Origin of the sequence: Noviluteimonas lactosilytica (genome assembly GCF_020866925.1) — a bacterium.
Taxonomy (GTDB): Bacteria; Pseudomonadota; Gammaproteobacteria; order Xanthomonadales; family Xanthomonadaceae; genus Noviluteimonas; species Noviluteimonas lactosilytica.
Genome location: NZ_JAJGAK010000002.1, coordinates 497,169 through 511,355, shown reverse-complemented (window position 1 = coordinate 511,355; position 14,187 = coordinate 497,169). Strand labels below are relative to the sequence as shown.

Annotated in this window: 18 protein-coding genes; 14 read left to right on the top strand and 4 right to left on the bottom strand. The window is 66.9% G+C overall.

The window, feature by feature from the left end; translation table 11 throughout:
• Positions 1-6 precede the first annotated feature (6 nt).
• Entirely contained in the window at positions 7-1,596 is a 1,590-nt protein-coding gene (locus tag LK996_RS11585; protein ID WP_230527403.1) for an arylsulfatase, read from the top strand.
• A gap of 80 nt (positions 1,597-1,676) precedes the next feature.
• On the opposite strand, the gene LK996_RS11580 is transcribed toward LK996_RS11585, so the two are convergent.
• Positions 1,677-3,245: an arylsulfatase gene (locus tag LK996_RS11580; RefSeq protein WP_230527402.1), complete on the bottom strand. Its 1,569-nt coding sequence runs from the start codon at positions 3,243-3,245 to the stop codon at positions 1,677-1,679.
• Positions 3,246-3,560: 315 nt separating this feature from the next.
• Here LK996_RS11580 and LK996_RS11575 point away from each other — a divergent pair, with 315 nt between their 5' ends.
• From LK996_RS11575 to LK996_RS11565, 3 genes are read left to right on the top strand one after another with little or no spacing between them, the layout of a single operon-like run.
• Positions 3,561-3,938 carry a hypothetical protein gene (locus tag LK996_RS11575; RefSeq protein WP_230527401.1) on the top strand — a complete coding sequence of 126 codons (378 nt, stop codon included), beginning with the start codon at positions 3,561-3,563 and terminating at the stop codon, positions 3,936-3,938.
• On the top strand, positions 3,938-4,195 hold the full coding sequence (locus tag LK996_RS11570) for a DUF5985 family protein (protein WP_230527400.1): 258 nt from the start codon (positions 3,938-3,940) through the stop codon (positions 4,193-4,195). The genes LK996_RS11575 and LK996_RS11570 overlap by 1 nt, the downstream gene beginning before the upstream one ends.
• Positions 4,196-4,197: 2 nt before the next feature.
• Positions 4,198-4,458: a DUF5985 family protein gene (locus tag LK996_RS11565; RefSeq protein WP_230527399.1), complete on the top strand. Its 261-nt coding sequence runs from the start codon at positions 4,198-4,200 to the stop codon at positions 4,456-4,458.
• A 5-nt stretch (positions 4,459-4,463) separates the two neighbouring features.
• Here the strand turns inward: LK996_RS11565 and LK996_RS11560 are convergent, their stop codons facing one another.
• Genes LK996_RS11560 through LK996_RS11550 form a run of 3 tightly spaced genes read right to left on the bottom strand, consistent with a single transcriptional unit; the run spans position 4,464 to position 5,897 of the window.
• Positions 4,464-5,000, bottom strand: coding sequence for a DsbA family protein (locus tag LK996_RS11560; protein WP_230527397.1), 537 nt, complete (start codon positions 4,998-5,000; stop codon positions 4,464-4,466).
• Between the two features lie 4 nt (positions 5,001-5,004).
• A complete protein-coding gene (locus LK996_RS11555; protein WP_230527395.1) occupies positions 5,005-5,466 on the bottom strand; it encodes a redoxin domain-containing protein in 462 nt (153 codons plus the stop codon).
• Positions 5,463-5,897 (bottom strand): helix-turn-helix domain-containing protein, encoded by a 435-nt coding sequence (locus LK996_RS11550; protein ID WP_230527393.1) that lies wholly within the window; start codon positions 5,895-5,897, stop codon positions 5,463-5,465. Before LK996_RS11550 ends, LK996_RS11555 begins: the two co-directional genes overlap by 4 nt.
• A gap of 200 nt (positions 5,898-6,097) precedes the next feature.
• On the opposite strand from LK996_RS11550, the gene LK996_RS11545 reads away from it, so the two are divergent.
• The 10 genes from LK996_RS11545 to LK996_RS11500 all read left to right on the top strand — a co-directional run bounded on the left by LK996_RS11545 (position 6,098) and on the right by LK996_RS11500 (position 14,177).
• Positions 6,098-6,703, top strand: coding sequence for a response regulator (locus LK996_RS11545; RefSeq protein ID WP_230527567.1), 606 nt, complete (start codon positions 6,098-6,100; stop codon positions 6,701-6,703).
• 80 nt (positions 6,704-6,783) lie between these two features.
• Complete coding sequence (locus tag LK996_RS11540) at positions 6,784-7,407, top strand: cysteine hydrolase family protein (RefSeq protein WP_230527391.1); 624 nt, start codon at positions 6,784-6,786, stop codon at positions 7,405-7,407.
• A 16-nt stretch (positions 7,408-7,423) separates the two neighbouring features.
• Entirely contained in the window at positions 7,424-8,248 is an 825-nt protein-coding gene (locus tag LK996_RS11535; protein ID WP_230527389.1) for an alpha/beta fold hydrolase, read from the top strand.
• 15 nt (positions 8,249-8,263) lie between these two features.
• Positions 8,264-9,112, top strand: a complete 849-nt coding sequence (locus LK996_RS11530) for an alpha/beta hydrolase (RefSeq protein ID WP_230527387.1) — start codon at positions 8,264-8,266, stop codon at positions 9,110-9,112.
• A complete protein-coding gene (locus LK996_RS11525) occupies positions 9,091-9,636 on the top strand; it encodes an HD domain-containing protein (RefSeq protein WP_230527385.1) in 546 nt (181 codons plus the stop codon). Before LK996_RS11530 ends, LK996_RS11525 begins: the two co-directional genes overlap by 22 nt.
• 25 nt (positions 9,637-9,661) lie before the next feature.
• The gene (locus LK996_RS11520; RefSeq protein ID WP_230527383.1) at positions 9,662-10,321 is read left to right on the top strand and encodes a hydrolase; all 660 of its coding nucleotides are present in this window, start codon (positions 9,662-9,664) and stop codon (positions 10,319-10,321) included.
• Positions 10,318-12,156, top strand: coding sequence for an amidohydrolase (locus tag LK996_RS11515; protein ID WP_230527566.1), 1,839 nt, complete (start codon positions 10,318-10,320; stop codon positions 12,154-12,156). Before LK996_RS11520 ends, LK996_RS11515 begins: the two co-directional genes overlap by 4 nt.
• A gap of 1 nt (position 12,157) precedes the next feature.
• Positions 12,158-13,795 (top strand): MFS transporter, encoded by a 1,638-nt coding sequence (locus tag LK996_RS11510; protein ID WP_230527381.1) that lies wholly within the window; start codon positions 12,158-12,160, stop codon positions 13,793-13,795.
• Positions 13,792-14,022, top strand: a complete 231-nt coding sequence (locus tag LK996_RS11505) for a DUF1427 family protein (protein ID WP_230527379.1) — start codon at positions 13,792-13,794, stop codon at positions 14,020-14,022. Before LK996_RS11510 ends, LK996_RS11505 begins: the two co-directional genes overlap by 4 nt.
• The gene (locus tag LK996_RS11500) at positions 14,019-14,177 is read left to right on the top strand and encodes a XapX domain-containing protein (RefSeq protein ID WP_230527377.1); all 159 of its coding nucleotides are present in this window, start codon (positions 14,019-14,021) and stop codon (positions 14,175-14,177) included. Before LK996_RS11505 ends, LK996_RS11500 begins: the two co-directional genes overlap by 4 nt.
• The last annotated feature ends 10 nt before the right edge of the window (positions 14,178-14,187 follow it).

Sequence of the window (14,187 nt, the reverse complement as noted above, 5' to 3'; positions counted from 1 at the left end):
CCCCGCATGGCCACCGCTTCGAAGAAGAAAAAAGCCGCATCCCCCGCGAAAAAATCCGCCGGCCGGAGCGGCGCGAGGAAACCGAACATCCTCGTGATCTGGGGCGACGACATCGGCATCGCGAACCTCAGCTGTTACACGCACGGCCTGATGGGCTACCACACGCCCAACATCGATCGGATCGCCCACGAGGGCATGATGTTCACCGACTCGTACGGCGAACAGAGCTGCACCGCGGGCCGTTCGTCGTTCATCACCGGCCAGAGCGTGCATCGCACCGGTTTGTCGAAGGTCGGCATCCCGGGCGCGGCGCAGGGCATGATGGAGTCGATCATCACCATCGCGTCGCTGATGAAGGACCAGGGCTACGCGACGGGGCAATTCGGCAAGAACCACCTGGGCGATCTCAACAAGCACCTGCCGACGCTGCACGGCTTCGACGAATTCTTCGGCAACCTCTATCACCTCAATGCCGAGGAAGAGCCGGAGATGGACGGCTACCCGAAGGACCCGCGCTATCGCGAGAAGTTCGGGCCGCGCGGCGTGATCCACAGCTACGCGACGGACAAGGACGACAAGACCACGCATCCGCGCTGGGGCAAGGTCGGCAAACAGAAGATCGAAGACACCGGGCCCCTGACGCGCAAGCGCATGGAAACGTGCGACGACGAATTCGTGTCCGCGGCGAGCGACTTCATCAAGCGCAACAACAAGGCGGGCACGCCGTTCTTCGTGTGGCTCAACACCACGCACATGCACTTCATCACGCACACCAAGCCGAAGAGCCTGGGGCAGGCGGGCGATCACCAGTCGGCGTACCACGACACGATGATCGACCACGATCGCAACGTCGGGCAGATGCTGGACCTGCTCGATGATCTCGGCATCGCGGACGACACCATCGTGGTGTATTCGACCGACAACGGTCCGCACATGAACAGTTGGCCGGACGCCGGCATGACGCCGTTCCGCAGCGAGAAGAACACCAACTGGGAAGGCGCGTTCCGCATCCCCGAAATGATCCGCTGGCCGGGCCACATCCCCGCGGGCGTGGTGTCGAACACGATCATCCAGCATCACGACTGGATGCCGACGCTGCTCGCCGCGGCGGGCGACACGACATGCGTCGATCGCCTGAAGAAGGGCGCGACCGTCAACGGACGCAAGTACAAGCAACACATCGACGGCTACAACTTCCTGCCGTACCTGACCGGCGAGGAAGAGGATGGCCCGCGCAGGTGGTTCTTCTACTTCAGCGACGACGGCGACGTGCTGGGCATCCGCTGGATGAACTGGAAGATCTGCTTCATGGAGCAACGTTGCCGCGGCACGATGCAGGTGTGGGCGGAACCGTTCACGCCGCTGCGCATGCCGAAGATGTTCAACCTGCGCACCGATCCGTTCGAACGCGCCGACCAGACGTCCAACACGTACTGGGACTGGGTCATCCACAACGCGTTCTGGATCTACGGCGCGCAGGCCGCGGCGGCGGAGTACCTGGAAACGTTCGTCGACTTCCCGCCGGCGCAGACGCCGGGCTCGTTCGACCTCAAGCAGGCCGAGCAGAAGATGGCGGAGATGAAGGCGAACGATTGAGTCGAATGTGCGAAGCATGAAACGCGAAGGCGATCGGTTTCCCGATCGCCTTCGTCGTGGGTGAGCGTGGAGCGTGTGGGTCAGTTGCTGCTGCCGTGCGGCGATTCCATTTTTTTCTGTGCTTCTTCCAGCGCCTTCTTGAGGCTCAGCGTATCGGCGCCCTGCGACGGCGGGAATTCCTGCAGACTCTTCAGGTGCGCGGCGATGAAGGGGCCCGCCGCGGTCGGTGCCCAGAGCTTCGATGCCAGGAACTTGCGACCGACGTAACCCCACTCGTGCGAGTGCGGCGACATCTTCTCCATCGGATCCATGAGCAGGTTGAACACGTAGGGCACGCTCGGGTACGCCTTCGGGTCGAACCAGCTGCCGGTCATCTTCACGCCGATGTGCATCTTCCAGGCATCGACGCGGATCGCCATCAGGTCGGTCTCGTCGTAGTAGAAGATCTCGCGCCGCGCGGACTTGGCCGATTTGCCGGTCCAGTGATCGAGGTTGTTGTATCCGTCCAGGTGCACCTTGTACTTGGTGCCGTTCATCTCGTAGCCCTTGAGCAGCTTGTCCTTGAGGTCGGGCAAGCCCGCGGCCGCGGCGAGCGTCGCATACACGTCCTCGTGGTTCTGCACGCCGTTGGAGACACTGCCCGGCTTGATGTGGCCTGGCCACTTCATCAGGCACGGCACGCGCACGCCGCCTTCCCACGTGGTGCCTTTCTCGCCGGCGAATGGCGCATAACCGCCGTCGGGCCAGTACATCAGCTCGTTGCCGTTGTCGGTGCTGTACATGACGATCGTGTTGTCGTCGACGCCCAGGTCCTTGAGCTTTTTCAGCAACGTGCCGACCTGTTCGTCGTGCTCGATCATCTTGGCGCGAATCACGTCCTCTTCGGCGCGACCCTCGTCCACCGCCATCTGGATGTACTTCTTCGGCGGGTGCGACCAGATGTGGCACGCGGTTGTGTTGTGCCAGCAGAAGAACGGCTTGCCGCTCTTGACCGCGCGGTCGAGCCAGTCGAGCGTATGGCCCAACACTTCGCCGTCGATGGTCTCCATGCGCTTGCGTGTCAGCGGGCCGGTGTCTTCGATCTTCTGCTTGCCGACCTTGCCGAACTTCGGGTCTTCCGTCGGGTCGTCCTTGTCGCTCGCCCAGGCATGCATCACGCCGCGCGGGCCGAACATGTCCTTGTACTTCGGGTTCTTCTGGCCCGGGTAGTCAAGTTCTTCCGGTTCCTCTTCCGCGTTGAGGTGGTAGAGATTGCCGAACCATTCGTCGAACCCATGCATCGTCGGCAGGAATTCGTTGCGGTCGCCGAGATGGTTCTTGCCGAATTGCGCCGTGACGTAGCCCTGTGACTTGAGGACTTCGGCGAGCGTGGGATCGCTCGCCTGGATGCCGCGCTTCGAACCCGGGATGCCGACGGTGGTCATGCCGGTGCGGATCGGGAGTTGGCCCATGATGAAGGCGGCGCGGCCCGCGGTGCAGCTCGGTTGTCCGTAGTGATCGGTGAACAGCATGCCGTCGCGCGCGATGCTGTCGATGTTGGGGGTTTGGCCCATCATGCCGTGGGTGTAGGCGCCGACATTCCACATGCCGATGTCGTCGCCCCAGATGACAAGGATGTTGGGCTTCGCGTTCGCTTTCGCGGTCGCCATGGCGGATGACTCCGAGGGAGGGAGTCACGCGAGTCTCCGGGTCGAACGTGCCTTGTCGCTACCGAAAATCGACTTGGTCGCGATGCGTAGATTTACCTACCGGAGGACGAACTCAGCGGTGTGCCGCCATGCGCTCGCAACTGTCCGCGCAGGCCTCGCAGGCATCGTGCGTGGTGGGCCATGCCGATCTGCCTGATGTCGAAGTGAACAGCGCACCACATCCCGCATCAAACTTGCGAAAAGAGGCCCGAATCTGCGAATGACCTGCCCCTGCGGGGTTGCCTCATCCGGCCGCTTGTTGAATCATCGGCCCCCATGGGGTTGTCACCTGACCTGCGGCGCTTCGTCGTCGCCAAGATTCCGAGCGTTTCGCACCTGGAGGCCTTGCTGCTGTTGCGGTCGACGAGCGCTGCATGGCCGATCGACCAACTCGGCGCGCGGTTGTACGTCTCGCTGCCGCAAGCCGAGCAGCTGGTCGACGACCTGCAGGCCCGCGGCCTGGCCGTGCACCTGGGGACGAATGCGCAATACCTGCCGAAGTCGGAGCGTCTCGCGCGCGCGGTCGACGAGCTCGCGACCGTGTACGGACGCCGCCTCGTGGAGATCACGCAGCTGATCCATTCGGTGAACGAGAAGAAGGCGCGCCGCTTCGCCGACGCATTCCTCCTGCGCAGCACGGACAAGGAGTCCTGATGCCGTTCGTCGTGTATGCGTTGTGCGCGTTGACCGCCGCGACGTGTGCGGTGCTGCTGTTCATCGCATGGAGCCGCAGTCGTTCGCGCATGCTGTGGTGGAGCGCGATCTGCTTCGTGTTCCTCACGCTGGCGAACGTGCTGCTGGTCGTCGACTTTTTCATCCTGCCCGACCGCGTGTTGTGGCCTGTGCGCCATGGGCTGAGCCTGGCCGCGATCAGCGCGCTGCTGTACGGCCTGATCTTCGAGGAGCCCTGAGCATGCAACTGTTCCTGCTCGGCATGATCTCGATGGGATGCGCGGTGGCCGCGTTGCTGTTCCTGCGCTTCTGGCGCTCGAGCGGCGATCGGTTCTTCCTGTTCTTCGCCGCGGCGTTCGCGATCGAAGGGCTCAACCGGTTCGTGTTCGCCTGGCTCGGCCCGGGCTCGAGCGACTACCAGCTCGGGTATGTGCTTGCGCGGCTGGTCGCGTTCACGCTGATCATCGCCGCGATCCTCGACAAGAACACGCGGCGCCGTTGATCCGCTCAGCCTTGCGGCATCGCGGACTCGATGCGCGCCGCGAGTTCGCTTCCGAGGTGCGCGTAGTCGCCGTCGAAACGCGTTCCGTTGATGAAGAACGTCGGCGTGCCGTTGACGCCGCTGCGCAGGCCGCCGTTGAACTCGGCGCGCACGTGCGGTGCAAGGCGTTCGGTGTCGAGGGTTTCGAGCAGCGCATCGACATCGAGGCCGAGCTCCGTCGCGAGGGTCTCGAACATCGGCCGCCCGAGGTGCGCCTGGCGCTCGAACAACGCGTCGTGCATCTCCCAATAGCGCCCGTGCTCGCCGGCGAACTCCGCGGTGCACGCCGCTTCCATCGCATGCGGATGCGCCTGCACGAGCGGGAAGTTGCGGAATACCAGGCGCATCCGGTCGCCGAAGCGTTCCTGCAACTGCTTCACGATCGGATACGCCGCGCCGCAGTACGGGCACTCGTAGTCGCCGTATTCCACCAGCGTCACCGGCGCATCGGCGGGGCCTTGCGCGTGGTCGTATTCGTCGACGGGTTTGCGAAGCGTGGACATCGCATCAGCCTCCGAGGCGATCGAGTGCGTCGAGGATGCCGTCGGCGCCGGGATTGACCGCCGTCGGCGAGAGGTAGCTCCATGCGATCCTGCCGTCGCCATCGAGCACGAACAACGCGCGCTTGCTCGTGCCCGTGTCCTCGTCGTACGCACCATAGGCTTTCGACACCGCGCCCTTCGGCTCGAAATCAGCGAGCAGGTTGAAGTGCAACTTGCGATCGAGCGCGAACGCCTGGTGGCACCACGCACTGTCGACGGAAATGCCGAGCAACGTGGCGTGCGATTGCGCGAAGGCGGGCAGCACTTCGTTGTACAGCGCCATCTGGTCGCCGCAGACCGGGCTCCAGTCGGCGGGATAGAACGCGAGGATCACCGGCCGCCCGCGCAGTTCCGACAGGCGCAGTTGCTGGTCGGGCGTCGCCTGCAGGCGGAAGTCGGGCGCGGGCGTACCGGCGGCGAGGATCACGGCCGCCTCCGCCAATGCCCGGGCGACACGCCGGTGACGCGGCGGAACGTGCGGGTGAAGTGGCTCTGGTCGAAGAAGCCGAGTTCGACCGCGACCGCCGAGATCGACGGGTTCTGCACGAGCATCGCCTTCGCCGCGGCCACGCGCGTGTTGCGCACGTATTGCATCGGGCTCGCGCCGGTCGTCGCGCGGAACAGCCGCGCGAAGTGGAAGCGGCTGATGCACGCCGCCGCGGCGAGGTCTTCGAGCGTGATCGCATCGCGCAGGTGCGCATCGATGTAGTCGCGCACGCGCGCCAGGGCACTGGGGGAGAGGGAGGGTGCCCTGGCGGCGGGCGCGGTGGACTGGGTCGCGAACATTTCCGGCTCCTCGGAGGAGGGCGCCAGCGTCGCGCCGATGCCGCCGGAGGCCCACCCCAATCGGCGGACCATGCCGGTCCCTCTATCGAGGGACCGGGCGCGAAGCACGTTCGATGCCAACGCATGTCTACGTTTGCAGGCACTGGTCCGGCGTCGCCGGATGCGTGTAGCGTGTTCGTTTCGACTCGATCGAGGCGCACGCGATGACCGTGGGAATCGTGACCGACCCGCGACCGGGCGACGACGCGAATGCCGCCGCGCCCATCCGCGTCATGATCGTCGACGACCACCCGTTGCTGCGCGAAGGCATCGCCGCAGTGCTGGAACAGCAACCGGACATGCTGCTGGTCGCCGAAGCCACCGACGGTGCGCAGGCGATCGAACGTTTCCGCGAAACGCGCCCCGACGTCACCCTGATGGACCTGCAGATGCCGAACATGCACGGCATCGACACGATCGCTGCGATCCGCGCGGAGTTTCCCGCCGCGCGCATCGTCGTGCTGACGACGTACCACGGCGACGTGCAGGCGCTGCGCGCGTTCAAGGCCGGCGCGTCGGGTTACCTGCTGAAGAACCTGCTGCGCCGCGAACTCATCGACACCATCCAGGCCGTGCATCGCGGCGCGCGCCGCATTCCGCCGGAGATCGCGAGCGAGATCGCCGAACACGCGGCGGCCGACGCGCTGAGTGCGCGTGAGGTCGAAGTCCTGCGTTGCGTCGCCCAGGGCAACGCCAACAAGCGCGTCGCGGTCCAGCTCGGCATCGCCGAGGAAACGGTCAAGGCGCACATGAAGAGCATCCTCGCCAAGCTCGGCGCGAACGACCGCACGCACGCGGTCACCATCGCGCTGCGTCGCGGGATCATCGACGTCGAGTAGCCGCGCGCCGGGATCGGCGGCCGCCGCAAAACAGCACGCACGTCCAAGCCGGCCGTCGGGCCGGGGTCCACCCTCGGCCCATGGACGGCCCGGCCTACCCGCGGGATCGCACCGGCGTGCTGCTGGTGGATCCCTACAACGACTTCATTTCCGACGGTGGAAAGGTGCAGCCGCGCGCGAAGGCGGTGATGGACGCCGTCGGCACCGTCGCGCACATGCGCGCGGTCGTCGACGCCGCGCGTGCCGCGGGCATCCGCGTCTTCTACGTGCCGCACCATCGCTCCCGCCCCGGCGACTTCACGACGTGGAAGTACCCGACGCCGTACCAGCAAGGCGCCGCGCGCGTGCAGGTGTTCGCCGAAGGCGAGTGGGGCGGCGAGTGGCATCCGGACTTCCAGCCGCGCGACGGCGACATCGTCGCGAGCCATCACTGGTCGAGCGGATTCGCCGGCACCGATCTCGACGTGCAACTGCGCCAGCACGGCATCGATCGCATCGTGCTGGTCGGCCTGCTCGCCAACACTTGCATCGAAGCGACCGGGCGTTACGGCATGGAGCTCGGTTACCACGTCACCCTCGTGCGCGACGCGACCGCCGCCTATTCGGAAGAGGCCATGCGTTGCGCGCACGACATCAACGGCCCAACCTACGCGCACGCGATCGTGGACACCGCGACGTTGCTGGCCGCCTTCCCCCGTCCCTGACACACGAGGAACCCCCATGGCCACGTTCACCACCAAAGACGGCACGACGCTCTACTACAAGGATTGGGGCAACGGCCCGGTCGTCAGTTTCAGCCACGGCTGGCCGCTGTCGGCCGACGCCTGGGAAGCGCAGATGTTCTTCCTCGCGTCGAACGGCTATCGCTGCATCGCGCACGATCGTCGCGGGCACGGGCGTTCGAGCCAGCCCTGGGACGGCAACGACATGGACACCTACGCCGACGATCTCGCGCAGTTGTTCGATGCGCTCGATCTCAAGGACGTCACGATGATCGGCCACTCCACCGGCGGCGGCGAAGTCGCGCGCTACATCGGCCGGCACGGCACGAAGCGGGTCAAGAAAGCCGTGCTGATGGGCGCGGTGCCACCCATCATGGTGAAGACCGACGCGAATCCCGAAGGGCTGCCGCTGGAAGTGTTCGACGGCTTCCGCAAGGCCTACCTCGAAGATCGCGCGCAATTCTTCCTCGACGTCGCCAGCGGCCCGTTCTTCGGCTTCAACCGCCCGGGCGCGAAAGTGTCGCAGGGCGCGATCCAGTCGTGGTGGCGCCAGGGCATGCAGTGCGGCCACAAGAACGGCTACGACTGCATCAAGGCGTTCTCGGAAACCGACTTCACGCAAGACCTGAAGAAGTTCGACGTGCCCACGCTGATCATCCACGGCGACGACGACCAGATCGTGCCGATCGGCGCGGCGGCGATGAAGTCGAGCAAGCTCGTGCCGAACGCGCAGTTGAAGATCTACAAGGGCGGCGGCCACAGCCTCGGCGACACGGCGAAGGATGAACTCAACGCCGACCTGCTCGCCTTCCTGAAGTCCTGAAGCATGGAGGACACCATGAACGCAATTCGCGAAATGGCGCGCGTCCACGAAGAATGGCTGCCCGGTTCGGACGGCATGAAGATCTTCGTGCGCTCGTGGCAACCCGTGCAGGCGCCGCGCGCGATCGTGGCGATCGTGCCCGGCTTCAAGTCGCACAGCGGCCACTACCAATGGACCGGCGAACACCTCGCCGCGCAGGGCTTCGCGGTGCACGCGGTCGACCTGCGCGGGCGCGGCAAGTCGGACGGCGAGCGGTTCTACATCGATCGCATCGAGGATTACCTCAGCGACATCCGCCTGCTCGTCGACACCGCGCGCGGCCGCAATCCGGGGTTGCCGCTGTTCCTGCTCGGGCACAGCGCGGGCGGCGTGCTCGCGACCGTGTTCGCGCTCGACCACCAGGACGAACTCGCGGGCCTGGTGTGCGAGAGCTTCGCCTACCAGGTGTTCGCACCGCCGGGTGCGTTGCCGATCGTGCGCGGCCTCGGCGCGATCGCGCCGCACCTGCACGTGCTGAAGTTGCCGAACAAGCACTTCTCGCGCGATCCGCAGGTGGTCGCCGCGATGGACCGCGATCCGCTGCTCGCGAACGAAGTGCAGCCCACGCACACCGTCGCCGAGATGCTGCGCGGCGCGGATCGCCTGACGCGCGAGTTCGGCGAGCTCAAGTTGCCGACGTTCATCCTGCACGGCACCGCCGACAAGGTGACCAAGCCCGCCGGGAGCCAATACTTCTTCGACCACTCGGGCGCGAAGGACAAGCAACTCAAGCTCTACCAGGGACACGCGCACGATCTGCTCAACGATCTCGACAAGCAGCAGGTGCTCGGGGACATCCGTGCATGGATGCTCGCGCGCCTCTGACCCGCGTGCCGCTGGTGGACGAGGTCCTCGGACCCTATCGCGCGCACATCGGCGAGGACTGGGCGGGGTACCGCAACCACGTGCTGCGGGTGCTGAACTTCTGCCGCGCGCTCTCCGGCGAGGACGCGCTGCCGGAGGCGCTCGTGATCGCCGCGGCTTTCCACGACCTCGGCATCTGGAGCGACGGCACGTTCGATTACATCGAACCGTCGGCGGCGCACGCGGCGAGCTGGCTGCACAGCCACGATCGTCCCGGCGAGGTCGACGCGGTGCAGTCGGTGATCCGCATGCACCACAAGCTGCGGCCGTGCGACGGCGTGCATGCCGTGCAAGCTGAGCCGTTCCGGCGCGCGGACCTCGTGGATGTGTCGCTGGGCGTCGTGCGCTTCGGGCTTTCGCGCGATTACGTCGCGCAGGTGCAACGCGCGCTGCCCGATCACGGCTTCCATTGGCGACTCGTGCAACTCGCGGGCCGCCAGTTCCTCAAGACCCCGTTGTCGCCATTGCCGATGCTGCGCTGGTAGCACGGCCCACCCCCAGGAGAGTTGCATGGTCACCGCCACGCCCGCCGCCGCCCGTTCGCTGCTGAACCCGAACGACCACCTGCTGCTGCTCATCGACTACCAGTCGCAGATGGCGTTCCCGCTGCGCACGATGGACATCGGCCAGTTGCGTTCGAACGTCGCCATGGTCGGCAAGGGTGCGAGCGGCTTCCAGGTGCCGACGCTCGTCACCACGGTCGCCGCGGACAGCTTCTCCGGCCCGATGTTCCCGGAGTTGCTCGACATCTTCGCGGACGCGAAGGTCGTCGACCGCACGACGATGAACTCGTGGGAGGACCCGAAGATCATCGATCGGGTGAATGCGGCGGGGAAGTCGCGCATCGTCATGGCAGGGTTGTGGACGAGCGTTTGCATCGTCGGTCCCGCGCTGTCGGCGATCGACCAGGGCTTCACGGTCTACGTCATCACCGACGCGTGCGGCGACGTCAGCGACGAAGCGCACGAACGCGCGGTGACGCGCATGGTGCAGGCCGGCGCGATTCCGATGACCGCGTTGCAATACCTGCTCGAGCTGCAGCGCGACTGGGCGCGCGCGACGACCTACGCACACACCACCGGCGTGGCGCGCGTGCATGCGGGCGGTTACGGGCTCGGCATCCAGTATGCGGCGCACATGTTCGGCGGGCACGAGGGCGGAGGCGGCTGATGGACCTCGTCGTCCGCAACGCGAAGGTCTGGACCGGCGACGCCGCGCAGCCGCAGGCGTCGGCGATCGGCGTGCGCGGCGACCGCGTCGTCGTGGTCGGCGACGATGCGAGTGTGATGGCGCAGGCGGGCGAGGCGAAGGTGATCGACGCCAACCGTCGTCGCATGATCCCCGGCTTGCACGACAGCCACACGCACCTGATCCGCGGCGGCCTGAACTACACGCTCGAGTTGCGCTGGGACGGCGTACGCTCGCTCGCCGATGCGATGGCGATGTTGCGCGAACAGGTCGCGCGCACGCCGGCGCCGCAATGGGTGCGCGTGGTCGGCGGCTTCAGCGAACACCAGTTCGTCGAGAAGCGCCTGCCGACGCTCGCCGAGATCAACGCGATCGCGCCGGACACGCCGGTGTTCATCCTGCATCTTTACGATCGCGCGCTGCTCAACGCCGCCGCGCTGCGCGCCGCCGGTTACACGCGCGACAGCCAGGATCCGCCGGGCGGAAGCATCGAGCGCGACAAGGCGGGCAACCCGACCGGGCTGCTGCTGGCCAAGCCGAATGCGTTGATCCTCTACGCGACGCTCGCGAAGGGGCCGAAGCTCCCGGTCGAGTGGCAGACCAATTCGACGCGCCACTTCATGCGTGAACTCAACCGGCTCGGCATCACGTCGGTGATCGATGCGGGCGGCGGCTTCCAGAACTATCCGGAAGACTACGAGGTGATCCAGTCGCTGCATCGCGACGACGCGCTGACGGTGCGCATCGCCTACAACCTGTTCACGCAGAACCGCGGCGGCGAACTGGGCGACTTCAGGCGCTGGAGCGACATGGTGTCGCCGGGCGCGGGCGACGATTTCCTGCGCCATAACGGCGCGGGCGAGATGCTGGTGTTCTCCGCGGCGGACTTCGAGGATTTCCGCGAACCGCGGCCGGAGCTTGCCGCGTCGATGGAGGACCAACTGGAAGCGGTGGCGACGCTGCTGGTCGACAAGCGCTGGCCGTTCCGCATCCACGCGACCTACGACGAATCGATCACGCGCATCCTCGATGCGTTCGAGCGCGTGCACAAACGTCGACCGTTCGAAGGCTTGCGCTTCACCATCGACCACGCGGAAACGATCTCCGACCGCAACATCGATCGCGTGGTCGCGCTTGGCGGCGGCATCGCGATCCAGCACCGCATGGCCTACCAGGGCGAATACTTCGTCGATCGCTACGGTCGCGAGAAAGCGTCGCGCGCGCCGCCGCTGGGCGCCATGCTTGCGGCCGGCGTGCCGGTCGGCGCCGGCACCGACGCCACGCGCGTGGCGAGTTACAACCCGTGGGTCGCGCTTGCATGGATGACGACGGGGCGCACGCTCGGCGGCATGGCGCTGTACGACGACGACAATCGCCTCGATCGCGATACTGCGCTGTCGCTGTGGACGCAGGGCAGTGCGTGGTTCGCCAACGCCGAAAAGACGCGCGGGCGTCTGTCGCCCGGGCAGCTCGCGGACTTCAGCCTGTTGTCGTCGGATTACTTCGACGTGCCCGACGATGCGATCTCCCGCATCGAAAGCGTGCTGACGGTCGTTGGTGGCCGCGTCGTGCACGGCGCCGGCGACTTCGAGAAAATGGCGCCCGTCCTTCCGCCGCCGATGCCCGAGTGGTCGCCCGTGCGTCGCCACGGCGGTTACCAGGGCGCGCGCGATCCCGCCGTCGCTGCGCAGGTTGCGCACGCCGCGCACGCGCATTGCGCCACGCACCCCCATGCGCACGCAGCGCACTTCGACGCACCGAGCCACGATCCGCTCGGCTTCTGGGGCCCGCTCGGCTGCAGCTGCTTTGCCTTCTGAGATGGACGCGCCCCAGCCCCGTGCCGACGCGACCCCGGGCGCGTGGGCGCCGCTGGGCGTGCCGGCGTTCCGCTCGCTGTGGCTGGCGATCGTGATCGGCAACATCGGCACGTGGGTCAACGATGTCGCTGCCGCTTGGCTGATGACGGAACTGACGGATGCGCCGTTGATGATCGCGGCGGTGCAGTCGGCGACGTCGTTGCCGATGGTGGTACTCGCGCTGGTCGCGGGAACGTTGGCGGACCTCGTCGATCGCCGACGCCTGTTGATCGTGATGCAGCTGTGGATGATGGCGGTCGCGACCGCGCTCGCCGTGCTCGCGTGGTTGGGGCAACTGCACGCGTGGTCGCTGCTGGCGCTGACGTTCGCGATCGGAGCGGGCGCGGCGCTGGCGATGCCGGCGCAGTCGGCCGTCACCCAGGAACTCGTGCCGCGACCGCTCGTCGCCCCCGCCATCGCGTTGTCGTCGGTCGGCATGAACATCGCGCGGTCGATCGGACCAGCGCTCGGCGGCACGATCGTCGCGGTGGCGGGCGTGGCCGCGGCGTTCGCGATCAACGCGATCAGCTTCCTCGGCACCGTGTTCGTGTTGCTTCGCTGGAAGCGCACGCCGGCCGCGGCGGCCGGACACGCGCCGCCGGAGAATTTCATCGGGGCCTTTCGCGCGGGGTTGCGTTTCGCGTGGCACGCGCCTGCATTCCGTTCGGTGATCGTGCGCGCGGCGTGCTTCTTCGTGTTCGCGAGTGCATTGACGGCGTTGTTGCCGCTGGTGGTGCGGCGCACGTTGCAGGGCGGAGCGGGCACGTTCGGCCTGTTGCTCGGGTGCATCGGCGTCGGTGCGCTGTTCGGCGCGGCGCTGTTGCCGCGCGTGCGTGCGCGATGGGGCGCGGATCGCCTGATCGTCGGCGGCGCCGTGGGCTATGCCGTGTGCATCGCACTGGTTGCGCAAGTGACGGCGGTGTGGCCGGCGTGCATCGTGATGCTGGCGGCGGGCATGACGTGGATCGCGGTGCTGTCGTCGTTCCAGGCGGCCGCGCAATTGTCGGTGCCGGCGTGGGTGCGTGCGCGGGCGCTGTCGCTGTACATCATGACCTTCGCCGGCGGCATGGCGCTCGGGAGCCTGGCGTGGGGTTCCGTCGCGCAGTTCGCATCGGTGCCGATGGCGCTGCGCATCGCGGCGTTGGGCACCATTGTCGCGTCGCTGTGGGCGGGGCGCTATCGCATCGGCGACGTGGCGCACCTCGACCTCGCGCCGTCGGGACATTGGCCGCAGCCGATCATGGCGGCGGTGCTCGAAGGCGATCGCGGCCCCGTGCTCGTCACGGTGGAATACGCGGTGGCGCCCGGGGAGAACGCGCGCTTCCATGCGCTGATGGCGGCGCTCGGCGAATCGCGCCGTCGCGACGGCGCGTTGCAGTGGTCCGTGCTCGAAGATGTCGCGCAGCCTGGTACGTGGCTCGAATCATTCATCGTCGGCTCGTGGTCCGAGCACCTTCGGCAACACCAGCGTGTCACCGGCGAGGAACGCCGCTTGCAGGCGGGGATCGCCGAAGCCCTCGTGCCCGGCGCCGCGCCGGTGGTGCGGCACTTCCTCGCGCCGGATGCGCGCGCACGGCACGCAAGGAGTGCGGGTGCATGAACGTCAAGTTCGCGATCGGGTTGTCGCTCGGCTTCTCCATCGGCTTCGTTTGCCGATGGTTCGGCATTCCCGCGCCCGCACCGCCCGTGCTGGTCGGCGCGCTGATCGTGTTCGCGATGACCTGCGGCTACGTGCTGGCCGATCGCTGGATCGCGCGTCGCCACGCGACCCAGCATCTGCAGTGCGGCGGTCCCACCGGCGATACGCACGCGGAGCGCACACGATGATGCTCGCGATTACCGGCGTGGTCATGGCGTTGCTGGTCGGCGTCGTCTGTCGCGTGCTCGATTTGCCGCTGCCCGCGCCGCCGCGCCTGCAGGGCGCATGGCTGGTGGTCGCGATGACGCTCGGCTTCATCGCGGCCGCGCGGGTGCTGGAGTAGGCGACGATGT